The organism is Streptosporangium sp. NPDC003464 (genome assembly GCF_053588315.1).
This window is the reverse complement of record NZ_JBSFPS010000008.1, coordinates 45,098-69,615: the sequence shown is the minus strand read 5'-3', so window position 1 is coordinate 69,615 and position 24,518 is coordinate 45,098. Positions and strand designations below refer to the sequence as shown.

Genomic DNA, 24,518 nt, shown 5'->3' with positions numbered 1-24,518 from the left:
CTCCGTGATAACAGTGGAATCTGACGCTACGGGCAGGTCTGCCGGACGTATCCGCCGCTCCCCCGGGGAGAGACGTCCACGTCGCGCCGGACGATGCTCAGCCGGCCGCCCCAGCCCGAGCAGGCCGTCGACACGCCCCGGGCGGTGTACTCGATCACGATCACGTCGTCGCCGAACGCCGCGGTGTAGTCCCCGCATTCGCGGTAGGCGCCGCACTCCTCCGCGATCGCGAAGTCCAGCCCGTTCCGCCGGCGCGCACCGGCCAGTTCCACCGTGTTCTTCTGGGCGATCGCCAGGCCCCGGGCATGGGCATGCGAGGAGAGCAGGCGGATGTACGCCTGGGCGTCGGCCTTGCTCACCAGGCCGCGCGAACGGTCATAGCTGTCGTAGTTGTCGGGCTCGACCGCCTGGAACCCCTTGGCCTTGCAGCCGTCCATCCAGCCGTTCACCTTCGCGGCGATACGCTGCCGTTTGGCCGCGGTACGCAGGTCCAGCAGCGCCTCGTCCCAGTCCTCGTCGACCACCACGTCACCGTTGGCGTCGCGCAGCAGCAGGTCGGCGTCCCACTCGCCCTCGGCGCCGGTCTGGACCTGGAAGGCGTTGACGTAGCAGATGTTGTACAGGCCGGCCGCCGGGCTCGCCCCGCGGTCGCGGCTGACCACCTTGACCCCTGAGGGCGGGGTGTAGGCGCCGCCGATCTGGTAGTCGAACCCGGCGTGCGCGGGGGGAGGCGCGACCGTGCCGGCCGAAGCGGCGGGCGAGGCGAGGAGCGGTGCGGTCAACGCGACGGTGAGGGCCACGGCGGCGCCGAGAGATCCACGGGTGGGGTGACGATTCGTTCTCATCGTCGGCTCCAGATAATAGAGGGTACGTCCCCGCCTCGGACGCCGACGGCGATCCTGGCGACTTAGTCCGGGCTCATGGCGGGGGCCACATACCGGCTAGGCGTACCTCTGACGCCGGATGCTCGACCTGGCGTGCATCGGAGTAAATCGAGCGGGAACTCCCCTGTCAAGAGCGTAGACATGCTCAAAAAAGGCCGATAAAGTGCAGCATTGCACATCGGCCGCCGGGTCTCCCCGGGGCCGCTGCCGTCGGTCCCCGAGACGGCGGTCAGGGGCGTGAGCAGGACGCACGGGGTGTCCGGCGGCCGGGCCCGCGCGGGCGCGGCCGACCGCCGGGACGCCGGCGGGCGGGCCGGGCGGAGGGAAGGCCTGCAAAGTGGTGATCGCGCTCCGGCCCCGCACCGGCGGTGGCGCGCCGTCGGGGACCTTCCGCGGGCCGCGGCGCCCCGCCCCCGATGCTCCCGGGCAGCCCGTTCACATCTTCGGCGGGCCCGTCCTCGACCGCTGATACGGATGGCCGCTCGACCGGTTGAGGACCTGGAATATTTCGGACGTGACTGTGTCCGGAACCGGGCCGCCGGTTCGTCATAGTGGTGAGTCCGCAGCATCGAGGAGCGAAGATGAAGTACATGATGTTCGTGTGCACCGACACCGAGCCCGACACCGACGGGGCCGACGGGCCCGACATCGACGTGTGGGTGTCGGAGAACGACGCGCGCGGCCGCCGCCTGGAGGGCAGCGCGCTGGCGTCGACGTCCGCGGCCACGACGGTCCGGGTCCGCGACGGCCGGCTGCTGGTCTCGGACGGCCCGTTCGCCGAGACCAAGGAGGTGATCGTGGGCTACGACCTGCTGGAGTGCGCCGACCTGGACGAGGCGATCGAGGTGGCCCGCGCCCACCCGATGGCCCGAAGGGGACGGCTGGAGCTGCGCCCGCTGGTCGACCTGGACGGCTGACGAGGTGACCGAGGTGCCTGCGGCCGCGGCGGCCGACGCCGTCGCGGCCGCGAGCGCGGAGGCGTACGCGCGGATCGTCGCCACGCTGATCCGCGTCACCGGAGACTGGGCGCTGGCCGAGGACTGCGCCCAGGAGGCACTGACGCTCGCCCTGCAGCGATGGCCCCAGGAGGGCGTGCCGGGCAACCCGGGCGGATGGCTGATGACGGTGGCCCGCAACCGCGCGATCGACGTGCTGCGCCGCGCGTCGGTCGAACGCCGCAAGCTGGCCGAGCTGGCGGTGCAGGCGCTCACCGATCCGGGCCCCGCCCCGGCGGAGGAGGTCGTGGACGACCGGCTGCGGCTCATCTTCACCTGCTGTCATCCCGCGCTAGCCCTGGAGGCGCGGGTGGCGCTGACCCTGCGGACGGTCGGCGGGGTGCCCACCTCCGACATCGCGCGGGCTTTCCTGGTCAGCGAGTCGGCCATGACCCGGCGGCTGACCCGGGCCAGAACGAGGATCGCCGATGCCGGCATCCCGTACCGGGTGCCGACCGGCCCGGCGCTCGCCGAGCGGCTGCCCGGCGTCCTGGCGGTGCTGTATCTGCTGTTCACCCACGGCTACAACGCCGACGGCCGGCCCGCGTTCGCCGACGAGGCGATCCGCCTGGCCCGGCTCCTCCGGCGGCTCATGCCCGACCAGGGCGAGGTGTCCGCGCTGCTGGCGCTGTTCCTGTTCCAGCACTCCCGGCGTGACGCCCGCCGTGACCGGCACGGCAACCTGCTCGCCCTGGACAGGCAGGACCGGCTCCGCTGGGACCACGCCGCGATCGCCGAGGGCCTGAACGTCCTCGCCGGGACGCCGCAGGACGGCCCGTACGCGCTGCAGGCCCGGATCGCCGCCTGCCACGCCACCGCCGCCTCCGCCGACACCACCGACTGGCCGGCGATCGCCACGTGGTACGACCGGCTCGCCCGGATCCAGCCCTCACCGGTGATCGAGCTGAACCGCGCCGTGGCGCACGGCTACGCGCACGGGCCGGCGGCCGGGCTGGCCCTGCTCGCCCGGGCCCGCGCCGGCGGCGCGCTGGACGGCTACCCGCTGGCCGTCGCCGCGGAGGCCGACCTCACGGCCCGCCACGGCGACCGCGCCCGGGCCGCCGCCCTGTTCCGGCAGGCCGCCGCCGCCCTCCGTCCCGGAGCCGAACACCGCGCACTGCTCGAGCGCGCCGACGAGCTGCTCCACGCAGCTGGACCACCCCGCACCCGGACGCCGCGGTAGAACGGCTACGTGAACAGGGGTTCCCGTGTCACCGGCGACCTGTGCGCCCGGCCGTCACCGCCCCGGTACGACCGCATCGACTCCCCGGGCCGCCGCGCCGGTTCACCCGACCTGGTCCCAGAGGATGGCTTCGATGCGCCCGATGTGCTCCTCGCCCCACTCCCCGAGCGGCGCCATCGCGGTGTTGAGCGAATGACCGAACCCGGTGAGCGAGTATTCCACCTTCGGTGGGACCTGGTGATACACCTCGCGATGCAGCAGTCCGGTGGCCTCCATCTCCCGCAGCTGCAGGATCAGCACCCGCTCGCTGATGCCGGGGACCGCACGCCGCAACTCCCCGAAGCGCAAGGGGCCGTCCTGGAGCGCGAACAGGATCAGTCCCTTCCACTTGCCTCCCATGACGGCGATGGCAGCGTCGAGACCGCAGGTGAATGTCCGTTTCTTGGTCTCCTTCATCGACCTATACTCACATCTCTATCAGTACCCGGCAAAATTGTAGGTACTTGTAGAAATTTCAGTGATCCAGCCAGCATGGATCAGACGCCGCGCCACGACCACGACGGGTCTCCAAGGCAGCGCGCTCGCATCCTTGTCCCTATCTCTGTGGCTGGAGTATTCATATGACCGAGAAGAACGCGACACCGGTGACCGTCATCGGCCTGGGCTCGATGGGCAGGGCACTGGCCGAGGCCTTCATCAAGGCCGGGCACCCGACCACCGTCTGGAACAGGACCGCCGCCAAGGCCGCGCCCCTCGTCGCCATGGGCGCCGAGCATGCGGAGGCCATCGAGGACGCGGTGGCGGCGAGCCCTCTGATCATCACCTGTCTGACCTCCTTCGACGACACCCGGTCGGCGCTGCTGCCCGCCACCACGTCACTGCGCGGGCGGGCTCTGGTCACCCTGAACAGCGGTTCCCCGGCCGGCGCCCGTGAGACGGCCGCCTGGGCCATCTGTCATGGCGCCCGGTCCCTGGCCGGGGCGGTCAAGAACGTGCCCTCGGCCGTGGGGTTGCCCGACACCCTGCTCTACTACAGCGGTGACAAGACGGTCTTCGACGAGTTCGAGACGGCCCTGAAGGTGCTGGGCGGCGACACCGTCCACCTCGGCGACGAGAGCGACCTCGCCGCCCTGTACGAGATGGCGGTGGGCGCCATGCTGCTGCCCGCGCTCGTCGGCTTCTTCCAGGGCGCCGCCGCCGTCCAGGCACGCGGGCTCGAGGCGGCCTCCATGGTGCGGTTCGCCGGCAAGTGGCTGGACATGATCACGTCCCTGCTGCCGACCTACGCCGAGGAGATCGACAGCGGCGACTACACCGACGCCGCCTCCTCCGTGAACCTCTTCCTCGCCGGAGAGGCCCACGACGCGGACCTGGCCAGGGAGACGGGCGTCGACACGGCCTGGCTGGCACCCCTGTACGAGTTGGTGAGGCGGGCGGCCGAGGCAGGCCACGGCGACCACAGCATCTCGGCCCTCACCGAGGTGCTCAGGAAGCCGGCGCGACAGTCGTGAGCCCGACGGGGGCGGGCCGGACGGCGCCTCCGCCGACGCCGCGCCCCGACGACCCGGCCGGACCGGTCCGGCTCACCGGTAGGAGTCGATGAGCCGTGCGAGGTGCCTGCCGGCGATCTCCAGCGGCGCCTCGCGCTGGGACACCTGCGCCGACAGCTCCGCGCCCTCCAGCAGGTTGATCACGCTGTGGGCGAGGTCGTGCGCCACCTCGTCGGCGAAGCCGGAGCGTCTGAGCTTGTCGCGGACCAGCGCGCGCCAGTTCTCGTAGGCCTCCTCCGCGGCCTGCTGGATCTCGGGCACCCGGCCCACGCTCTCCAACGCCGTGGTGGTGACGGGACAGCCGTCCAGCCAGCCGGACTCGCGCAGCCCCCTGGCCAGTTCGCGGGTGCAGGCGAGAATCGCCGCGGCCGGATCGTCCTCCTGGTCGAAGGCCGCGCGCAGGAACTCCGCGAAGTCCCGGTCCCCGTGGCGGACCGCCTCGACCGCCAGCTCCCGCTTCCCGCCGGGGAAGAAGTGGTAGACCGAGCCCAGTGTGGCCTGGGCCTCCTGGGAGATCTGCTTGAGGCCCGTCGCCTCGTATCCCTGCCGCTGCATCAGGCGGGAGGTCGTCCGGACGATCCGCTCCCGGGTGCCGATCTCGTGCTGGGTCCGCATGGCCCTCATCGTACTTGGTAGAGCGTTCGTTCTAGTCGCGTGCTACCGTTACGCCCTAGATAGAGCGTTCGTTCTAGTGATGAGGAGAGCTGGATGAAGTCCGTGACCGTGATCGGATTGGGCCCCATGGGGCAGGCCATGGCCGGCGCCTACCTCGGCAGCGGCTACGAGGTGACCGTGTGGAACCGCACGCCGGCCAGGGCGGACGAGCTGGTGGCGCGGGGCGCGAGGAGGGCGGGATCCGTCGAGGCGGCGCTCACCGCCAACGAGCTGGTGGTGCTGAGCCTGATCGACTACGACGCGATGGACGCCGTCCTGGCCCAGGCCCCGGAGACCGCCCTGGCCGGCCGCACCCTGGCCAACCTCACCTCCGACACCCCGGAAAGGGCACGTCAGGCGGCCGCGTGGCTGGCCGAGCGCGGAGCCGTACAGCTCACCGGCGGCGTGCAGGTGCCGCCTCCGGGCATCGGCACGCCGGACGCCATGACGTATTACAGCGGTCCCAAGGACGTGATCGAGGCGCACAGGCCCGCTCTTGAGGTGCTGACCGGGATCGAATACCTCGGCGAGGACCACGGGCTGGCGGCGCTGTACTACCAGATCGGGATCGACATGTTCTGGACGGCGCTGACCGGCTACCTGCACGGCCAGGCGGTGGCGGAGGCCAACGGGATCCGGGCCGAGGATTTCCTGCCGCACGCGGTGAGGACCATGGACCTCCGCTACTTCCTGGAGTTCTACGCGCCACGGATCACCGCGGGCAACCACGAGGGGGACGTCGACCGGATCTCCATGGGCGTGGCGAGCATGGAACACGTGCTGCGCACCACGCAGGCGTCCGGCGTGGACGGCTCGCTCCCGGCCGCCGTCCTGAAGATCTTCCGCCAGGGCGTCACCGCCGGCCACGGCCAGAACAGCCTCACGAGCCTGATCGGCGTACTGAAGCGGCACTGACGTAGCGCGTACGGCCGACCGCCACGGGTCCGGGAACCCCGTCAGCCGGCACACCCGGCCCGGTGGTGGCGGGCAACGGCGGCATTTCCTGCCCGCTGTCCCACTTGACGGGTAGATCACAACCTGGTGTGAGACAGTGGCAGACGTGCTCATCCTGGCTGGATGCCCCGTGCACGAGCTGCTGGGACGCCAGGCGACCAGCCTGGCCAGGCAGCTCGTGCACGTCTTCGTCGAAGAGATCCCCCTCTACCGGCGGCTGCCCAGGGAGGAGCTCGACGGCGACATCACCAGGATCACCGAGCACAACCTGCGGATGATCTGCGAGATGTTCCGCCACGGGCGCCCGCCCGCCTCCGCCGAGCTGGCTCCGTTGCGCGCCTCGGCCGCGCGCCGCGCGCAGGAACGGGTCCCGCTCGAAGCCCTGCTGGCCGCCTACCACCTGGGCGCCCGCTGGGTCTGGGACCGCCTGATCGCCACCGCCACACCGGCCGACTTCGCGGCCGTACTCGACATGAACCGCCTCATCCTCGTCTACATCGAGGCGGTGACCTCCGCGGTGTGCACCGCCTACCTCGGGGAGCGCGAGGGCATGCTCAGCCACGAGCAACACGCCATGCACGCCGCCGTCGCCGCGCTGCTCGGCGGCGACCACACGGCCCTGGCCGCGGTACGGCTGGCACCCGGATACCTGGTCATGGCGATCGCGGTGGACGCCCACCCCGACGAGAAGCAGGACGAGCCCGGCGGATCGATCGCCGCGCGGCGCAAGCTGGCCAGGATCAGGGCCGCCGTGCAGCGTTACGCCACCGAGCAGGTCCTGTCCGTGCTCGACCCGGCGGGCGGGCTCGTGCTGCTGCCGTGCAGCGGTGAGACACCGGACCCGGCCGAGGTCGTCGAGGCGATGACCAGGGCGGCCGGGGTGCCGATCTGGGCGGCGGCCGAGCAGGCGACGCCCGCCGAGGTCCCGGCCGCCGCGGGGGTGACCGAGGAGGTTCTGGAGGTGGCGCGGGTCTTCGGGCATCCGCCGGGCGCCTACCGGCTGACCGACGTGCTCCTGGAGTACCAGCTCACCCGGCCGAGCAGGGCCACCGCCCGGCTCGCGGGTCTCCTCGACCCGCTGCTGGAGAACCCCGACCTGCTCAGGACGCTCAAGGTCTATCTGGAGACCGGGCTCGACCGCCGCCGCACGGCCGAGCTGCTGCACGTGCACCCGAACACCGTCGACTACCGGTTACGGCGGGTGGTGAGCCTGAGCGGGCTCGACCCGGCCGACCCAGCGCAGCTCCAGCAGATCGGAGCCGCGCTGGCGGCCAAAAGGATCACGCCCCGCTGACAGCGGGGATCACCACGTCCGCGAAACCGCGCATCCCACGCGCGTTGGGGTGGAAAGGCGCCGCCGGCGAAGCGGGGACGTAGGGCTCGATCCACCGCGTCCCCGCCGAGGCGCACGGATCGTGGCCCACGCTCGGCGTCTGCAGGTCGATGAAGGCGACGCCCGCCGCCGCCGCCTGCTCCGCCAACGCCTGGTTGAAGTACTGCAGGGTGGCACGGATGTAGTTGGCGTCCTGCTTGATGATCGGCACCCTCGGGTAGCAGCCGTTGAGCGGGGCGTAGGTCCCGTAGCCCACCACGAAGATCCTGGCCTGCGGCGAGCGGGCACGGATGTCGGCGACCAAAGTGGTCAGCTTCGGACGCAGCGCGTCGGTCTTGACCCGCCAGGTGTCCTGCCCGTTCTCCATGTAGTCGTCGTTGCAGGCGTCGCCGACGGGCGGCGGCAGAAGGTTCAGGCAGTCCTCGATGAACCCGGTCAGCCCCACGTCGTTGGCGCCGATCTGTACGGTGACCAGCGTGGTGTCCTGGCTGAGCGCCTCCAGCTGCGGCGGCACCGAACCGAGGTCGGTGCCCTGCGCGCTGTACATGTCCTTGGTGTCGGCGCCCGAGCAGGTGACGTCACGGAACTTGGCGGCCCCGATGGCCTGCGCGGTGAGGTGGGCGTAGTTGCGGTCGGAGCGCCAGCACCCGAGGTCGGGCACCACCTGGTCGGGCACCAGCGGCCCGGAGGCGGCCGAGTCACCCAGGGCCACGTACACCTCACCGGCCGAGGCGTGGGCGGGCGGGGCGAGGGCGGCCACCAGGACGATCGCGGCGATCACTGATCGGATCACGCTGAACTCCCTTCGAAAAGCATCGGCTCTGCGGTACGGGATCTGAGCAGGAGCCCGCCCTCCGCGGCGGTGAAGGACGTCGGCACGCCGCGGCCACGGGACGCTCCTTGGGGATCAGCGGCGGAAGGGGCCGCTGATCTCGTAGGTGATGCCGCCCGTTCCCGCCCGTTCGCCGCTGGTGCCGCGCTGGGAGGAGAAGTACAGGCGGGTGCCGTCGGGAGAGAAAGCGGGGCCGGTGATCTCGGACCCGCCCTGGCCGTCGAGCCGCAGGACGGGCGCGACCACCCGGTCCGGGGTGATGATGTTGATCTCCATGTTGCCGCCGTCCTCGGCGACGTAGAGATCACCGCCCTGGGTGCCGGTGATGTTGTCGACGCCGTCGAGCGTGCCGGCGCCGTCATAGATCGCCGTCACCGTCTGGCGGACGGCATCATAGGCCCACACCTTCCGGTCGCCCTTGGCGCTGAAGTAGCAGATCCCGTCCGCGTAGTGGCAGCCCTCGCCGCCGTCGAAGTGCCTGGCCGCGCTCACCTGGTGCCTGGTCTGCTTCTGGAGGACGCCGGGCGCCGGGTCGGGTACCGGCCGCCAGAGGTTGTCGGCGCAGAAGACCTCGAGACGGCCGCTGGACAGCTCGCCCCAGACGTTCGGGACGAAGCGGTAGAAGCAACCGTCGTCCTCGTCCTCGGTCAGGTAGACGACCCTGTGGTCGGGGTCACAGGCGGCGGCCTCGTGCTTGAACTTGCCCATCGCCGGACGCTGCTGGGCCTCGCGCGCGCCGTACGGATCGGTCTCGTAGACCTTGCCGCGGAAGATCTCCTCACACGACAGCCAGGTGTTCCACGGCGTGCGCCCACCCGCGCAGTTGAGGTTGGTGCCCGACAGGATCCGGTAGGCCCGCTCGATCGAGCCGTCGGCCCTGAACCTGATCGCCGAAGCGCCCCCGACCAGCGGGACCTCGGAGTTGGACACGTAGATCCAGCCGGTGCCGTCGGCGAAGCAGGCACCGCCGTCCGGGGCCGGATGCCAGAGGATGCCGCCGACGGAGTGGCCCGACCTGGCCACCACCCTGCTGCTGAACCCGGCCGGCAGCGCGACGCCGTTGGCGTCGGGCCCGCCGAGCGGGCCGTACGGGCTCTCGCCCGCGACCACCGAGGAGGCGAGCGCGGCGTCCTGCCACAGGGTGCCGGACAGAGCGACGGCGGAGAGGGACACGATGAAGGTGCGGCGCTGCATAGGGGCTCCAGTGATCGCCTAAATTTCTCCCCCCCAAACCATGGGCTGGCGGCGGTCTTCTGGGAATTGGAAAAGGCAGTAAATCTGAGCTGTCAAACCTGTGACAGATCACAAACCTCGGACGGCCGCCGTGCAGCGCATTGACGGCGGCCGGGCCGATGTGCCGGTGAACAGGGGGCCGGTTACGCGGGTGAGATGTTGGCGTTGAGCCGGAACAGATTCTGCGGATCGTAGCGCCGCTTGATCTCGGTCAGCCGCCGGAGGTTGTCACCGAAGGCCGCCCGGACCAGTTCGGGCCCCTCCCCCGGGCCGTCACCGTCGAAGTTGAGATAGGTCCCGCCGGTCGAGAACTCCTCGGCCTGGCTGATGACATGGCGCACCCAGGCGACATGCTCCGCCGGGTCGCCGTCGACCCAGTTGCCGTCCACGCTCAGCATGCTGGTCGCGCCACGGTCGCCGTACGCCGTCTCATCCGGGCCCACGCGGCTGACCGCCCCGCCGAGCAGCGGCACGTGGACCATGGACTGCGGCGCGTTCCGCTCGAGCCCGTACCGCACGATCAGGTCCGCCGCCCGGCCGGGCGGCCCGCTCATGAACAGCGACTTCCAGTAACTGGCCAGGGCGCCCTTGGCGAAGAAGAAGTCGAAGGCCGACTGGAACATCCGATACGGCATCGGGGCGCTCAGATCGGCCAGCGGGGTGCCGAGCCGCCGTACCGGTTGGAGAATCTTCTCGCCCTCCTCCGGAGGCCCCGCGTAGAGGGCGCCGGTGATGAGCACCTGCCTGCCGTGGATCTGCGGGGGCATGTGCGGGTCCTGCGGGATCGTCCAGAAGATGGCTCTGGTGGTGACCTCGTCCGGCACCGTCTCCGCCCAGTCGCTCCACGCCCGGAAGACCTCGCCAGGATCTTCGGCGTATATCGGCACCGCGCACATCACGGTCGGCCCGACAGGATGGGCCGTGAACTCGAAGGAGGTGACCACCCCGAAGTTGCCACCCCCGCCCCGCAGCGCCCAGAACAGGTCCTCGTTCTCGGACCGGTCGGCCCGCAGCAGCCGCCCGTCGGCGGTGACGATCTCGACGGCCCGCAGGTTGTCGCAGGACAGCCCGTACTTGCGGTGCAGCCAGCCGATCCCGCCGCCCAGGGTCAGCCCGGCGACGCCGGTCGTCGACACTATCCCGCCCGGGACCGCGAGACCGAACGCCTGGGCCTCGCGGTCGACATCGCCCCACGTCGCGCCGCCCTGGACCCGGACCAGCCGGGCGTCGGGGTCGACCCAGACCCCGCGCATCCCCGACAGGTCGATCAGCAGGCCACGGTCACGGACGGAGTGGCCCGCGACGCTGTGCCCGCCCCCGCGCACCGCCGCCAGCAGGCCGTGCTCACGGGCCAGGTTGACCGCGTCGATGACGTCGGCGGTGCCCGAACACCTGATGACGAGCGCGGGGCGGCGATCGATCAGCCCGTTCTGCGCGGCCCGCGCCGCGTCGTAGCCGTCGTCCTGCTGCGTGATCAGCGGGCCCCGGAAGGTCATCCGGAGCTCTTCGAGTTTGTCGTCATCCAGCGTGGCGCTCTCGCCCGAGAGTGTCTCGACCTTGATCGGCATCGGCTGCTCCCTCCGGAACGGTGGGCGGTCCCCGAGCGGCCCTCTCCTCGCGCGAGGCTTTTCCCTGGTGGCAGGGGACCTGGACATTGTCGAGATGTACGGCACGCGGCGGCCCTGTCGGCTCTGTCGCCTGCCGCGAACCACGTGGAGCCACCGCGTCGTCCGGCGGCGCCGTTTCGGAATCACCCGTGACTCCAACAGTAACCCGGTCATTTCGATCTTCCTCATCCGGTGGTCGCCGGCCGGATGCCTTTACAATGTAGATCAATAAATCCCGGACATCGGACCCCGGACTCCACGGCCCCCGTTGCATTACTGTGTGGCACACAATATTGTGCCTTCATGCTGGACGATGAGCTGCTCTCCACGCACCTGCAGGAACTGCGACGGGGGACCGTCGTGCTCGCCTGCCTGCTCATCCTGGAGCAGCCGAACTACGGGTACGCCCTGCTCGACCTGCTCGACCGGCAGGGCTTCGCCGTCGACGCCAACACCCTCTACCCGCTCCTGCGCCGCCTGGAGAAGCAGGAGCTCCTGACCAGCGACTGGAACACCGAGGAGTCCCGGCCGCGCAAGTTCTACCGCACGAGCGGCAAGGGCCTGGCACTCGCCGAGACCCTGAGCCGCGGATGGGACGAGCTCGACACCGCATTCCGTGCCCTGAAAGGCAAGTCATGATCACCACGAGCGCCCTCACCGACCGCTACGTCGAGGCGATCCTGCGCCGCCTGCCCGAAAGACAGCGCCCCGACATCGAGAAGGAGCTCCGCGCCTCGATCGCGGACGCCGTCGACGACCGTCTCGACGCCGGGAGCGACCCCGCCGACGCGGAGATCGCGGTGCTCACCGAACTCGGCGACCCGGCGCGGCTGGCCGCCGGCTACGCGGACCGCCCGCTCCATCTCATCGGCCCCGCGCTCTACCTCGACTACACGCGGCTGCTGACGGCCCTGCTCGTGACGGTCGTGCCCGCCGTCGCCGCGGCAGTCGGACTCGTGCGGGGCCTCCAGGGCGGCACCGCCCTCCGCGTGATCGGCGACACCCTCGGCGCGGCGCTCACGGCCGCCGTCCACATCGCCTTCTGGACGACGCTCGTCTTCGTGATCATCGAACGCGTCGCCGTCCTGCGCCGGACGGCGGCGCGGCCCTGGAGCCCCGCCGCGCTCCCGGAGCCGCCCAGCCGCCGCGCCCGGTACGGCGAGCTGGTCACCGAGACCGTGCTGCTGGTCCTCTTCACGACCTTCATACTGCTCTCACCGCTGGTGAGCACCGAGACGGACGCGGACGGCGCCCCCATCGGCGTGCTCTCGCCCCGGCTGTGGGAGACCGGCGTCATCCACCTCTTCATCGCCCTGGTGATCGCCGACCTCGGCTTCTCCTTCGCCAAGCACTACGCGCGCTGGAGCGTTCCCCTCGCCGCCGCCGGGACGCTCGTCGGCATCGCCTGCCCGATCATGTTGATCTGGCTCGCCGTGGACGACAGGCTGCTCAACCCGGTCTTCGTCACGGCGGCCGGGTGGCCGCCGAGCGTACCGCAGTGGATCAACACGGGGCTCATCGTGATCTCCGTCGGCACGCTCATCCACACCGTCGTCGAGGGGATCACCCGGGCGCGCCGGCGCTGAAAGGTCACCGATCCCCCTCCCAACACCCACACCGGGCGGACGTCGCCGGTGTGATGCCCCCTGCCCGGAGACCGCCCCGGTCCGCCACCGAGATGAGGAACAGCCATGAAAGCGATCGTCTACCAGGAGTACGGCCCCGCCGAGGTCCTGCGCCACACCGATGTCGACAGGCCCGCCGCCGGCGACGGCGAGGTGCTCGTGCGGGTCCGCGCCGCTTCGATCAACTACGGCGACCGGGCCGTCATGCACGGCTCCCCCGGCATCCTGCGCCTGGCCTTCGGGCTCCGGCGCCCGAAGAAGACCGTCCTGGGCCGCGACGTCGCCGGGACGGTGGAGGCGGTCGGGCCGAAGGTGACGGGCCTCCAGGTCGGCGACGAGGTGTTCGGCGAGATGAACCAGCGGGGTTTCGCCGAGTACGTGGCGGCGCCGGCGGCGCATCTGGCCCCGAAACCCGCGGAGGTGACGTTCGAGCAGGCGGCCACCCTGCCGGTGGCGGCGACGACCGCGCTGCAGGCGCTGCGGCTCGGCGGGGCCGGCCCCGGCCGGACGGTGCTCGTCAACGGGGCCTCCGGCGGGGTGGGCACCTTCGCCGTGCAGCTCGCGAAGACGCTCGGCGCGGAGGTGACCGGCGTCTGCAGCACCCGCAACGCGGATCTGGTGCGCTCGATCGGCGCCCACCATGTGATCGACTACACCCGCGAGGACCTCACCCGGGGCGCGGGCCGCTTCGACGTCATCGTGGACCTCGTGGGCAACCACCGGCTCTCCGGGTTCCGCCGGGTGCTCGCGCCGAAGGGCGTCTACGTCTCCTCCAGCGGCGCCGGCGGCGCGCTGCTCGGTCCCCTGCCACGGCTGGTCGCCGCCGCCGTGACCACGCCGTTCCTGAGCCAGAAGCTCCGCGGGCTGGTCATCAGGCGCAGCGTCGAGGACCTGACCCTCCTGGCCGGACTCGTCGCGGAGGGAAAGATCACCCCGGTGATCGAACGGACGTACCCCCTGAGCGAGACCGCCGACGCCATCCGCTTCCTCGAGGCGGAGCACGCCCGCGGCAAGATCGTGCTCACGGTGTGAACCCGGCCCGCCCCCGCCGGTGGCCACGGCGACGCGGACGCTCAGCCGCCGGCGGGCTCCCCGCCGGTACCGGCGGTCAGTTGCCGGCCGCCGCCAGGGACGCCTGCACCGGCGGGCTGAACACGGTCGGCGTCGTGTGCGCGGTGTTCGCGGCCGGCACCGCGCTCATCGCGGTCACCGCGCTCCGGCGGGTGGGGGCCGGCGGCCGGTCGGACGCGGCGGCGCAGCCGCTCGACCCCGCGGAGGGCACGCTCTCCGGCTCCTGACGGCGCGCCGTCCGGGCGGGCGCGGTCAGGTGAGGTTGAGGCGGCTGAGTTCGCGGCGGGAGGTGACACCCAGCTTCGGATAGGCCTTGTACAGGTGGTATTCGACCGTACGGGGGCTCAGGAAGAGCTGGGCGGCGATCTCCCGGCTGCTGTGGCCGGCCGCGGCCAGCCGTGCCACGTGGAGTTCCTGCGGGGTGAGCGGGGTGGCCGGGGCGGGGTTGACGGCCCTGGGGGATCCACCGGTCGCGTGGAGCTCGGACCGGGCGCGGGCGGTCCAGGGGGCGGCCTCCAGGTGGGCGAAGGTCTCCATGGCCGCGTGCAGGGGAGCGCGGGCGTCGCCGGGGCGGCGGGCGCGGCGGAGCCATTCGCCGTAGAGGAGCTGGGTGCGTGCCTGCTCGAAGGGGCGGCCGCCCTGCTCGTGGAGGGCGAGTGCCTCCTGGAAGGAGGTCTCGTCGTCGCCGGTGAGGGCCTGGCAGCGCAGGGCGACGGCCTGGGCCCACGGTTGCGCGGAGGCCCGGGCCCAGGCCTGGAGGCGACGCAGCGGTTCCTCGGCGCGGTGCGGCTGGGCCAGCCGTACCGCCGCCTCGATCTGGTCGGGGGCGGAGGGCAGGAGTACCGCGGCGTTGCGGCCCGGGCTGGACCAGGCGGTCTCCAGGCGGTTCAGGGCCGACTCGTGGTCGCCCATGGACAGCTCCAGCAGGGCCAGGACGGCGTCGCCGGTCGGCCGGTAGAGGTGGGGGGTCGCGTCGGCCAGGCGGCGGCAGCGGGACTCGTCGCCCTCGATCGCGGCGATCCGGGCGGGGACGCCGTTGAGCCAGGCGATGCGCTGCTGCAGGCCGGCGTCGCAGGCGATCCCGACGGCCTCGGCCACGGCGGCCTCGGCCTCGCGGTGCAGGCCGGCCCAGAGCTGTGTCTGGGCCAGGACCTGCAGCGCCTGGGGCAGGGCGCCGATGAGGCCCTGTTCGCGGCAGCGGGCCACCTCGGCGGCGGCCAGCGCCATGGCCGAGGCGTCGTCACCTATGATCATCGCGGTGAACAGGGCGCGCTCGGTGCCGGGAGTCCGGGCCAGGGAGTCCACCAGCAGCGGGAGGCCGCGGGCGTAGTCGGCGCGCATGAGGTGGGCCAGCCCCTCGGCCATCCGGTCGGAGTGGCCGAGGGCCGCCAGCTTCCGGGAGGCGGCGCGCACGGAGGTCTCGTCGCCGGTGAACCAGGCGTAGGTCACACCGGTGCGGAGCATGGCGGCGCCCTGGTGCGGAGCCACTCGATCGGCGCGCTCCAGGAGCAGGCCGACGGCCTTCTCCTCCTCGCCGAGCTCGAACATCGCGGCCGCGCGCACCGAGGTCAGCTCCGCCACGACGTCGCGGCGCTCCCCTCCGGAAGGACGGCCCGGCTGGGCGGACTCCTCGGCGGCGAGCTCTTCGGCCCTTGCGGCCAGTTCGGCGGCCTGGCCGGGGTGGCCGCCTGACAGGGCCGCGGCCGCCGCTCGGGCGAGCCAGCCGACCTGGTCCTGCCCGGCGGTGGCGAGCCGGGCGGCCTGTCCGTACAGGCGGGCGGCGGCCGCGTAGGCGGTGCGGGCACCGGCCCGCTCGGCCGCGGCCGCGAGTTCGAGGGCGACGCCCGCGTCGGGCTCCATCGTCGCGGCGGCCAGGTGGTGCGCGCGGCAGTCCGGGCTCTCGGCCATCTCGACGAGAGCGCGGTGCACGGCGACACGCCGGGCCAGCGCGGCCCCCTGGTAGGCGGCGGTGGCGATCAGCGGATGCCGGAAGACGACGGCCGATCCGGTCACCTGGATCAGCCCGGCCCGTTCCGCCTCCTCAAGGTCGTCGAGACCGACGCCCATCAGGTGCGCCGCCCGCAGCAACAGCGCCAGGTCACCTCTCCCCTCGGCGGCCGCCATCAGCATCATCAGCCGGGTCCGCTCGGGCAGCCGCCCGATCTGGGTCCGGAACGACGCCAGCACCCGGTCGGCGATCTGCGAGTGCAGCGGCCCGGCCGGTCGGCCGCGCTGCCCCGCGGCGAACTCGATCAGCGCCAGGGGGTTGCCTGCGGACTCGGCGATGACCTCCTCCCGCAGGACCGGCGCCACCTCGTGCTCGGCCAGCAGGCGGGCCGCGTCCTGGCTGTCCAGCCGGGACGGCCGCAGCTCGCTCAGCCCGGGCGCGGCGAAGCCGTCCTCCCGGGTGGCGAACACCATCGCCACCCCTTCGGCCGCGAGCCGCCGGGCGGCGAACAGCAGGGGCTCCGCGCTGGCCTGGTCGAGCCACTGAGCGTCGTCGACCAGGCAGAGCACCGGGACGTCCTCCGCCAGGTCGGCCAGGAGCGTGAGTACGGCGAGCCCGGTGAGGAAGCGGTCCCGTCCGGCTGCCGGCTCGGCCCCGAGCACGGCCTTCAGCACGGCGGCCTGCGGTCCCGGCAGTGCGTCGAGATGGTCCCGCAGCGGCCACAGCAGCTGTGTCAGCCCGCCGAACGCCAGGTCGGCCTCGGGCTCGATGCCGGTTACCCGCACCGCCCGCATCCCGTGCCCGGCCGCCGTCCGGGCCGTCCACTCCAGCAGCGCGGTCTTGCCGATGCCCGCCTCGCCACGCACCACGAGGGCGCCGCTGCGCCCCTCCCGCGCTGCGGCGACCAGGGTTTCGAGCTCCGTCTGCTCAGTGGACCGCCCGTACAGCACGCAACCTCCAAGTACCCGGAAACAGTAAATCCTACTGATTCGCCGTGCACGTCATCGCTCATACCTTCATCTCCATGAACGAGCTATTTGAGCAGGTCAGCGTAGGCAAGCTGACCCTCCCCAACCGTCTGGTGATGGCGCCGATGACGCGCAGCCGGGCGAGCGGCGGGCTGGTGACCGGTCTGACGGCCGAGTATTACGCGCAGCGGGCCGCCGCCGGTCTGATCATCACCGAGGGCACCCAGCCCTCGGTGATCGGCCAGGGATACATCGACACCCCGGGGCTGCACTCGCCGGAGCAGGTGGAGGCGTGGCGCCGGGTCACCGATGCCGTCCACGGCCGGGACGGCCGGATCTTCGCGCAGCTCATGCACTCCGGCAGGATCGGCCACCCCTGTCTCTACCCGGACGGGGCCCTGCCCGTGGCCCCTTCGGCGGTCGCCTCCGGCGGGCAGATCTTCACCGCCGAGGGCATGCTCGACCACCCCACTCCACGCGCGATGACGCCGGCGGACATCGCCTCGACGGTCGCGGACTTCGTCGCCGCCGCGAGGAACGCGACGGCGGCCGGATTCGACGGGGTGGAGCTGCACGCCGCGAACGGCTACCTGCTCCATCAGTTCCTGTGCGGCAGCGCCAACGTCCGCTCCGACGCCTACGGCGGTCCGGTGGAGAACCGGATCCGCTTCGCGGTCGAGGTCGCCACGGCGGTCACCGAGGCGATCGGGCCGGAGCGGGTCGGCATCCGCATCTCCCCGGCCAACCCCAACAACGGCATCCGGGAACATGACCCGGCCGAGGTGTATCCGGCCCTGATGCGCGCACTGGCGCCGTTCAGACCGGCGTACGTGCACATCATGGAGTTCGACCGGGAGATCACCAAGCTGGTCCGGGCCGCGTGGCCGGGCACGCTGATCCTCAACCCGCACGGCACCGCCGAGGGGAAGCTCGGCTCGGCGGTGGAGGCGCTCCGCGCGGGCCTGTGCGACGCGGTCAGCCTCGGCTCCCTGTGGCTGGCAAATCCCGACCTGCCCGAGCGCGTCAGGGCCGGGGGCCCCTACAACGAGGCCGACCCCGCCACCTTCTACGGCGGCGACCACCGCGGCTACACCGACTACCCGACGCTGGAGGCCCGGTGAGCGCTCCGGCCGCGGGTACGGCGCGGCATGCCGGGGTGTCCGCGTTCTCACTGGCGGTGCTGGCCGGGCCGATGTCGTTCGGGATCGCGGGGCCGGCGCTCATCCTGGACGAGGTGGCCGGCGACCTCGGGGGGCCGCCGGGATCGGCGGCCTGGCTGGTGACGGTGTTCGGGTGGGGCATCGCGGTGGGGACGCCGCTGATGTCAGGGCTGGTCGGCCACCGCGGCATGCGTGCCACGGTGACGGTGTGCGCCCTGCTCGCCCTGGCCGGGGCGGGCCTCGTGCTCCTCGCCCCCGACCTGCCCGTCCTGCTGCTCGCCGGTGCCGCGCAGGCGCTGGGCGCCGCGGGGCTGACGGCGATCGCCATGCAGCTGGCCGACTCCCCTCGCCGGATGGGCGTGGCCACGGCCTCGCTCGCCGTGGTCGGATCGGTCTCCCCGCTGGCCGGGTCGCTGATCAGCGACCTGCTGTCCTGGCGGGCCGTGCTCGCCCTGCCGGTCGTGGCCGTGCTGGCCGTACCCGCCGTGTCACGGCAGACGGTGTCACGGCAGGCGATCCGGTCCGCACCGTCCCCCGGCCGGTTCGACGTGATCGGCGTGGTGGTGCTGACCGGGCTGGTCACCGCGTTGGTGTCCGTGCCGCACCAGCCCGTGGCCGCCGGACTGTGCGCGGTCGCCGCGGCGGCGGCGCTCGGACTGCGCCTGCGGGCCCGGCCGGCGGGTTTCGTCCCGGCCGTCCTGGTCCGCGCGCCCCGGTTCCTGGGGGCCGCCGGGCTGGCCTCCGCCCTGGCCGTCGGCAACTTCGGGTTGATCTACGCGCTCCCGGTCCGGCTTTCGCAGCTGACGACCTGGTCGTCCGCGCAGATCGGCCTGGCCATGGTGTGGCCGCTGCTGTTCGGCGGCATGCTGTCGTGGTCCGTGGTGGCGGCGTCCGCCCGGGTGCGGCCCCGCCTGATGATCGCGGCCCTGGCCGTCACCGGCGTCGCGGCGGCCCTGACCGCGGCCTGCACCGCGTGGGCGCCCGGCCTGCTGCTCGCCCAGGCCGCCGCCTCGATCGCGGCGGCCTCGGGCCAGGGAGTGCTGGCGGTCCGCGCCGTCTCGGCGGCCCCCGAGGAGCACAGGCCGGCCGCGATCGGCCTGTTCAACCTGTGCTACCTGCTGGGGACGGCGTTCGGCCCCGCCGTCGTGGCGCTGCCGGCCGGTTGACGGCCCTCCGTCCGGGACCGCACGGCCGGCGTCTAGGACGCTCTGCGTGACATCCCGGGAGCGGTGCTAGCGGCTGGGACGGATCTGCTGGTCACGTGCTTGCCGTTGGACGGCCTCCCAGCCGCTCGGGCGGGGTGTGTGGTGCTGGTCGAGGAGGGTCAGACCGTTCTGGGTGAGGGTGTGCAGGACGCTGCTGTGATGCCTGCGCGTCGTGATCAGGCCTGCCTCACGTAGAACGGCGGTGTGCTGGCTGACCGCCGCCGACGAGATGCCCAGGCGGCCGGCCAGGGCGCCGGTGGTGGCCACCCCCTCGGCGATGTCGGTGAGCACCGACGCGCGGGTGCGTCCCAGGAGGTTGGCCAGCGCCCGCGTCGATGTGCCTTCCGTCCAGATGCCCGCGGCATGGTCGACGCCGACCGTGGCGGGGTAGATCAGGATGTAGTCGGCGGGATCCGTCGGGTCGTACATCACCCCCGGGGTGCGCAGGAAGAACGACGACACCAACAGCAGCCCCCGCCCGTCAAGGGTGAAGTCGTCGTCGAACTGGTCGCCGGCATTGACGTGGAGGGTCGGCGGCGTCCACCGGATGTTCGGGTGCAGGCTGGACAGCAGACCGTCGACACCGTGGTCGAGCAGGATCGTGCCGCGCCGGGCGCGCTCGGCGTCGAGATGTGCGCGGATGCGCCGCCAATGTGGGCCGACAGCGGAGTGGTGGTACGCCTCCACCGTGGACAGCACCTCCCGCCGGACCGCGAGGGTGTCGACGAGCCCGGCGAGCACGGCCGGCACCCGGCCGTGGTGGCCGGCGTAGAAGTCCAGCTCCGCCCGGACGGCCCGCCGGGTGCCGGCCAGGAAGTTCTCGGCGCTCTCGGCCATCTCGCGGCCCGGCCCGGCGAGGTAGGCCATGTCGAAGCTCGGCAGCCGCGCGGGCGCGATGGCGGCCAGGACCGAGGACCGCGAGTCAAGGCCACCACGCACACGACGCCGCCACGCACCGAACATCGTCTCCTCCGCCCGCCCGCGCAGCGTGGTCAGGCTGAACAAGGTCTCGGCCATCGGCCCCAACGTCGGCGCCACCCGCACCCGCGCCAAGTCCGCGGCGGTGAAATGAATTCTGTGCATCCGCTCCCCCAGACACGCGTCGGCATCGCCGTCAGAGCATGCCGCCGGGCGGTCACCCAGGGCGCTGAGCGGCACGGTTAAGCCAGGACTTACAAGGCTCGCGGTGGGTGGTTTCTTCCTGCGACAGTGATCGGGCCGACCTTCCGGAGCGAAAGGAAGAGCAAGCCGACATGACGGCCCCGAAATCCAGGTCCACGCCGCGCCGGATGCGCTGAGCCCGGCGGCTCGCGCTCAACAGGTGACCTGGCGACGGTGGTCCCGAAGAAGTGGAGATGCCGCGCACCACCTTTTTCGCCCCTGCTCGGAGCTGTCGCACCGCGGTGCGACATGCCGCTCTCAACATCCCCAGTCGGGAGAAGTAGAGGAGTCCATGAGTAATTCATCAACCGTCCGTCGCCGGCTGACGATAGCCGCCGCAGCGTTCCTGCTGTTGCTCACCGGCCTGTGGGCGACACCCGGCCCCGCGCTGGCCTCCCCCGCCAGGCCAGCGACCGCGACGACGGAGGCCTCGGGCAAGGCTGCCATGGTCGAGTACGTCAAGTGCCAGGAGAACAGCCCGGGCGTGTGGTTCACACTGTGCGTGTCGTTCGAGGACTACTTCGACCCTGACGTGTTCCGCATGACCACCACCGTGCACGGCTCGTCCCCCTACGGGCACTGGGAGTTCTTCGGCCCGCACGGGCACATCGCCGACAGCGGCAACGCGTATTTCTCCACCGGTCAGGGCTTCGGCTGGAACCAGTTCATGACCGGCAGCTGGGGCGACCGGTGGTGCGCCCGATTCTGGGAGCTCCGCAACGGATCCTACGTCCAGGTGACGCCGAACATCTGCGTCACCAGATGACCGTGTGGCGTGAGGGTGCCTCCGGCCCCCTCACGCCACACTTATTCCTTTCAGGAGGTCGCGTTCCTTATCGGGAGGTCGTGCCCCCGGAGTGGGATGCCGCGGCGGTCCGGCCCGCTCACCGCCCGTGGAACATCACGAGGTGAAAGTCGGCAGCCGTGCTCACCAGCAGGTGAACTTACCGTCGAACGCGTAATCGTAATACTTCCGCTTTGTGATCTCGGTTACCCCGCTGAACGGGCGGTCGCACTCGACGACGACGTCCCTGGCCTCGGCGAGGAGGTCGTCCCCGGAGACGTCGTCCTCCCATACCTGGATTGTCACTCTGCTGCCCACCGGGAACTTGAGGGGGTTCGACGACGGGATTTCGACCTGATGGCCCTCGTCGGATTCGTTGACGTCGATCGTGCCTTCGGTCGGGGCATAGCGCTGAGTCGATCCATCGCGTACGACACTGATGAAGACTTCGTCGCCGTTGCTCCAGGTTCCCTCCTCGTCCACGTCGCGGACATTCAGGGTAAGGCCGATTCCGGCTTCGGTTGCGGCATTCGCAGGGGTCGCGCCGGCAAAGGCCAGCGACCCGAGAATGCCTGCCAGCAGAAGAGAGCCGGATTTGGAACGCACGAGCACAGTTTCCCCTTTTCTCGTCCGATCGGTCACGACCGAGATTTCCGCAGCCTTCTTGGAGGGGACTTGCAGATGGCTTGGAGTTCGACGGGAACGGACGGGGAATCACCATTTAAGCGCCCTGCGTAACATTCGACCGGATACACGGCCGCCTGTTTCACCGCCCGGACAGGGGCCGTCCCCATGGCGACCAGATGGTTTTCCGTTTACATGGTCGGCCTTGCCGGATGAAGGCATGAAAGCCCTTCCCGACAGCGAGGGTTTTTCGTCCTTGAACCGATCCGGTTTCCGTGGGGACCTGGAGGCTGCTCGGCGTCCACCGTCCGGCGCGGCACCGCGGGCCGTACCGCCTCCGGCGCCGGCCGCGGCCGGACGTCCCGATCGGGGCCGGTCTCCCCGGGCGGGCCGGAAGGGCGCGGATCCTCCACGCCGGACGACGCCCCCGCCTGACATTGGTGCCCGCCGTCCATCGACGTTCTGTCATTCGCTGCTGCTATAGATTGCGGCACCACTTGACATTTCCCGGAAATACGGTTTTCCATCACCCGCCAGATCCACCTCTGACAGGAATCACCGGCATGCACCTCTCCCCCCTCGCGCAGCGCCTGCTCGACCTGATCACCGGGGCCGCGAAGGACCCCACGCACTGGCCCGACCTCTCCCAGCTGAGCACCGGGCTGGGCGCGCCGGTCGGGGCCCGCGACGGCGGCTCGGCACCGGCACGGTACGCGGTCGACGAGCGGCGGCTGGCCGCGTCGGCCCGCGAGCTGGTCGAGTTCCTGCTGCTGGACCGGAGACGGGGCGGCCATCCCTTCTCCGTGCTGGTGGCGGCGGGGCTGGCGGGCATGGACGCCGAAGTGGGCGCCCGGTCCGCCGAGGGGCGTGGGCCGATCGCGGTCGCCGAGATGGAGGTGCTGCTCGGCTGGGACGTGGAGCGGCGGGCGCTGTTCGTCGAGGCGATGCGGGAGCGGTCGAACCTTGCCGTCCCGCCGCCATCGGGCGTGCTCGAATGGCTCGGCGGCCAGCCCGGCTACCTGGACTTCACCCGGGCGGCTCTGGAGGCGGCCGAGGCCCGGGTCTCGGCGATCCACGCCGGCGAGATCCCGTACAGGGCGGAGAAGGCCTTCGACGACGGGGAGAAGGCGAGCATCGGCCGGGCCGTACGGCTGGCGCTCCTGCGGGACGAGCCCTGGCTGCCCGATCTGCTGGACAGGCTGCTGCGCGGGATCGCGGTGGCGCCCACCCAGGCCAAGACCCTGCCCTCCCAGGGAGTGCTGTTCGCGATCGCCCGCGCGGTGGAGGAGCACCCGACTCCCGAGGCGATCTCCGCGCTGCGCGCCGCCCGCCGGGCCACCCGGCACGCCGGGGTGCCCAAGCAGCTGGACCGCATGTTCAAGCGCATCGAGCCCGCCCTGGGCAACCGGCTGGAGGTGGCGTTCCGGCTGCCCGACGGGCGGGTGCGGCAGGCCGTCGGCGAGCACACGGCGGTGATCTCGACCGACGGCGGGGCCGAGCTGTCGTGGTGGCACGGGGACAAGAAGCTGAAGGCGGTCCCGGCGGCGGTCAGGCGGGAGCACCCCGAGGAGGTCAAGCGGCTGCGCGAGCTGGCCAAGCAGACCCTGCAGCAGCAGGCCACCCTGATCAGGGCACTGGAAGCGGCCTACACCAGCGAGACGGCTCCGCCGTACCGGCAGTTGGAGGGTCACTCGGTCACCGATCGGCTGATCTGGGAGTTCGAGGTCTCGCCCGGCGTGTGGCGCAGCGAGCTGGGACTGACCGTGCCGGAGGTGCCGGTGCGGCTGTGGCATCCGGCCCGCGCGTCCCTGGAGGAGGTGCGCACCTGGCGGGAGGTGGTGCAGGGCAAGGAGCTGCGCCAGCCGTACAAGCAGGCCTTCCGCGAGGTCTATCTGCTCACCCCCGCCGAGGAGGCGACCGGGACCTGCTCCAACCGGTTCGCCGGGCACGTGGTGGACTACCGCAAGCTCCGCGCGCTGTTCAAACAGCGAGGCTGGCACTCCGACTTCCTGGGGCAGTGGGACGGCGGCCATGAGGGGGAGGCCCAGCGGGTGATGGCGGGCGGACGGTGGCGGGCGACACTTGACCACGATCTGTACGACGAGGGCCACGCGGCCACCGGCCAGGTCCGCTTCCACCGGCTGTCCGAGGGCAGGTGGCACCAGGCGCCGTTGACGGAGGTCCCGGCGCTGGTGTTCAGCGAGGCCATGCGGGACGTCGACCTGTTCGTGGCCGTCACCTCGATCACGGCCGATCCCCGGTGGGCCGACCACGGTCCGGACCGGCTGCGGGACTACTGGCGGACCGGCTCGTTCGCGGCGCTGCCGCCCTCCGCCGAGGTGCGCCGCGACGCGCTGTCCCGGCTGATCGGGCGGACGGCCATCGCCGACCGGTGCACCGTGACCGACCGTTTCCTGGTGGTGCGGGGCGACATACGCACCTACAAGATCCATCTGGGGTCGGCGAACATCCTGATGGAACCCAACGACGCCTACCTGTGCATCGTCTCCGCGCGCGACCCCCACGCCGGGCTGTTCCTCCCGTTCGAGGAGGACGGCCGGTTGGCGCTCATCCTCAGCAAGGCCTTCCTGCTGGCGGACGACACCGCCATCACCGATCCCTCCATCACCCGCCAGCTCCGGGCCTGATCCACGCGGGAAGGACACCTCCGCCGTCGCGTGCTGTCGCCCGTCACGCGATCCGGTCCGGCCAAGAGTCACCGGCCGGTGGGCGGGACCGGCCGGCGA

Annotated in this window: 22 protein-coding genes; 13 read left to right on the top strand and 9 right to left on the bottom strand. The window is 71.7% G+C overall.

Annotation, left to right across the window (positions count from 1 at the left end):
- Positions 1–26: 26 nt before the first annotated feature.
- On the bottom strand, positions 27–845 hold the full coding sequence (locus ACWDS7_RS03490) for an endo alpha-1,4 polygalactosaminidase (protein WP_451927939.1): 819 nt from the start codon (positions 843–845) through the stop codon (positions 27–29).
- Positions 846–1,465: 620 nt separating this feature from the next.
- Between ACWDS7_RS03490 and ACWDS7_RS03485 the strand changes: the two genes are divergently transcribed.
- Together ACWDS7_RS03485 and ACWDS7_RS03480 are read left to right on the top strand one after the other, a co-directional pair.
- Entirely contained in the window at positions 1,466–1,801 is a 336-nt protein-coding gene (locus tag ACWDS7_RS03485) for a YciI family protein (protein ID WP_451927938.1), read from the top strand.
- Between the two features lie 4 nt (positions 1,802–1,805).
- Positions 1,806–3,062: an RNA polymerase sigma factor gene (locus tag ACWDS7_RS03480; protein WP_451927937.1), complete on the top strand. Its 1,257-nt coding sequence runs from the start codon at positions 1,806–1,808 to the stop codon at positions 3,060–3,062.
- Between the two features lie 102 nt (positions 3,063–3,164).
- Here ACWDS7_RS03480 and ACWDS7_RS03475 read toward each other — a convergent pair whose 3' ends face one another.
- A complete protein-coding gene (locus tag ACWDS7_RS03475; protein WP_451927936.1) occupies positions 3,165–3,518 on the bottom strand; it encodes a winged helix-turn-helix transcriptional regulator in 354 nt (117 codons plus the stop codon).
- Between the two features lie 164 nt (positions 3,519–3,682).
- Here ACWDS7_RS03475 and ACWDS7_RS03470 point away from each other — a divergent pair, with 164 nt between their 5' ends.
- Complete coding sequence (locus ACWDS7_RS03470) at positions 3,683–4,573, top strand: NAD(P)-dependent oxidoreductase (RefSeq protein WP_306873673.1); 891 nt, start codon at positions 3,683–3,685, stop codon at positions 4,571–4,573.
- A 72-nt stretch (positions 4,574–4,645) separates the two neighbouring features.
- On the opposite strand, the gene ACWDS7_RS03465 is transcribed toward ACWDS7_RS03470, so the two are convergent.
- The gene (locus ACWDS7_RS03465; protein ID WP_451927935.1) at positions 4,646–5,227 is read right to left on the bottom strand and encodes a TetR/AcrR family transcriptional regulator; all 582 of its coding nucleotides are present in this window, start codon (positions 5,225–5,227) and stop codon (positions 4,646–4,648) included.
- A gap of 93 nt (positions 5,228–5,320) precedes the next feature.
- Between ACWDS7_RS03465 and ACWDS7_RS03460 the strand changes: the two genes are divergently transcribed.
- Entirely contained in the window at positions 5,321–6,181 is an 861-nt protein-coding gene (locus ACWDS7_RS03460) for an NAD(P)-dependent oxidoreductase (protein ID WP_451927934.1), read from the top strand.
- A gap of 145 nt (positions 6,182–6,326) precedes the next feature.
- Complete coding sequence (locus ACWDS7_RS03455; RefSeq protein ID WP_451927933.1) at positions 6,327–7,514, top strand: PucR family transcriptional regulator; 1,188 nt, start codon at positions 6,327–6,329, stop codon at positions 7,512–7,514.
- On the opposite strand, the gene ACWDS7_RS03450 is transcribed toward ACWDS7_RS03455, so the two are convergent.
- From ACWDS7_RS03450 to ACWDS7_RS03440, 3 genes are all read right to left on the bottom strand, one after another.
- Entirely contained in the window at positions 7,501–8,346 is an 846-nt protein-coding gene (locus ACWDS7_RS03450; RefSeq protein ID WP_306873685.1) for an SGNH/GDSL hydrolase family protein, read from the bottom strand. The two genes, ACWDS7_RS03455 and ACWDS7_RS03450, sit on opposite strands and share 14 nt — an antisense overlap.
- Before the next feature lie 114 nt (positions 8,347–8,460).
- Positions 8,461–9,579, bottom strand: coding sequence for an alkaline phosphatase PhoX (locus tag ACWDS7_RS03445; RefSeq protein WP_451927932.1), 1,119 nt, complete (start codon positions 9,577–9,579; stop codon positions 8,461–8,463).
- 182 nt (positions 9,580–9,761) lie between these two features.
- Entirely contained in the window at positions 9,762–11,186 is a 1,425-nt protein-coding gene (locus tag ACWDS7_RS03440) for an FAD-binding oxidoreductase (protein WP_451927931.1), read from the bottom strand.
- Positions 11,187–11,528: 342 nt separating this feature from the next.
- Between ACWDS7_RS03440 and ACWDS7_RS03435 the strand changes: the two genes are divergently transcribed.
- The 4 genes from ACWDS7_RS03435 to ACWDS7_RS03420 all read left to right on the top strand — a co-directional run bounded on the left by ACWDS7_RS03435 (position 11,529) and on the right by ACWDS7_RS03420 (position 14,148).
- Positions 11,529–11,864, top strand: coding sequence for a PadR family transcriptional regulator (locus ACWDS7_RS03435; RefSeq protein ID WP_306873691.1), 336 nt, complete (start codon positions 11,529–11,531; stop codon positions 11,862–11,864).
- Positions 11,861–12,811, top strand: a complete 951-nt coding sequence (locus ACWDS7_RS03430; protein WP_451927930.1) for a permease prefix domain 1-containing protein — start codon at positions 11,861–11,863, stop codon at positions 12,809–12,811. Before ACWDS7_RS03435 ends, ACWDS7_RS03430 begins: the two co-directional genes overlap by 4 nt.
- A 105-nt stretch (positions 12,812–12,916) precedes the next feature.
- Positions 12,917–13,882 carry an NAD(P)-dependent alcohol dehydrogenase gene (locus tag ACWDS7_RS03425; RefSeq protein ID WP_451927929.1) on the top strand — a complete coding sequence of 322 codons (966 nt, stop codon included), beginning with the start codon at positions 12,917–12,919 and terminating at the stop codon, positions 13,880–13,882.
- Between the two features lie 80 nt (positions 13,883–13,962).
- On the top strand, positions 13,963–14,148 hold the full coding sequence (locus ACWDS7_RS03420; protein ID WP_451927928.1) for a hypothetical protein: 186 nt from the start codon (positions 13,963–13,965) through the stop codon (positions 14,146–14,148).
- Between the two features lie 25 nt (positions 14,149–14,173).
- On the opposite strand, the gene ACWDS7_RS03415 is transcribed toward ACWDS7_RS03420, so the two are convergent.
- The gene (locus tag ACWDS7_RS03415; protein WP_451927927.1) at positions 14,174–16,819 is read right to left on the bottom strand and encodes an AAA family ATPase; all 2,646 of its coding nucleotides are present in this window, start codon (positions 16,817–16,819) and stop codon (positions 14,174–14,176) included.
- A gap of 74 nt (positions 16,820–16,893) precedes the next feature.
- On the opposite strand from ACWDS7_RS03415, the gene ACWDS7_RS03410 reads away from it, so the two are divergent.
- Together ACWDS7_RS03410 and ACWDS7_RS03405 are read left to right on the top strand one after the other, a co-directional pair.
- Positions 16,894–17,958: an alkene reductase gene (locus tag ACWDS7_RS03410; RefSeq protein WP_451927926.1), complete on the top strand. Its 1,065-nt coding sequence runs from the start codon at positions 16,894–16,896 to the stop codon at positions 17,956–17,958.
- Positions 17,955–19,163, top strand: a complete 1,209-nt coding sequence (locus ACWDS7_RS03405) for an MFS transporter (protein WP_451927925.1) — start codon at positions 17,955–17,957, stop codon at positions 19,161–19,163. Before ACWDS7_RS03410 ends, ACWDS7_RS03405 begins: the two co-directional genes overlap by 4 nt.
- Positions 19,164–19,229: 66 nt before the next feature.
- On the opposite strand, the gene ACWDS7_RS03400 is transcribed toward ACWDS7_RS03405, so the two are convergent.
- Positions 19,230–20,285 carry an ArsR/SmtB family transcription factor gene (locus ACWDS7_RS03400; RefSeq protein WP_451927924.1) on the bottom strand — a complete coding sequence of 352 codons (1,056 nt, stop codon included), beginning with the start codon at positions 20,283–20,285 and terminating at the stop codon, positions 19,230–19,232.
- Positions 20,286–20,655: 370 nt separating this feature from the next.
- On the opposite strand from ACWDS7_RS03400, the gene ACWDS7_RS03395 reads away from it, so the two are divergent.
- On the top strand, positions 20,656–21,129 hold the full coding sequence (locus ACWDS7_RS03395) for a hypothetical protein (protein WP_451927923.1): 474 nt from the start codon (positions 20,656–20,658) through the stop codon (positions 21,127–21,129).
- A 162-nt stretch (positions 21,130–21,291) separates the two neighbouring features.
- Here the strand turns inward: ACWDS7_RS03395 and ACWDS7_RS03390 are convergent, their stop codons facing one another.
- Positions 21,292–21,759, bottom strand: a complete 468-nt coding sequence (locus tag ACWDS7_RS03390) for a hypothetical protein (protein ID WP_451927922.1) — start codon at positions 21,757–21,759, stop codon at positions 21,292–21,294.
- Positions 21,760–22,334: 575 nt separating this feature from the next.
- On the opposite strand from ACWDS7_RS03390, the gene ACWDS7_RS03385 reads away from it, so the two are divergent.
- Positions 22,335–24,419, top strand: coding sequence for a DUF4132 domain-containing protein (locus tag ACWDS7_RS03385; protein ID WP_451927921.1), 2,085 nt, complete (start codon positions 22,335–22,337; stop codon positions 24,417–24,419).
- Positions 24,420–24,518: the final 99 nt, after the last annotated feature.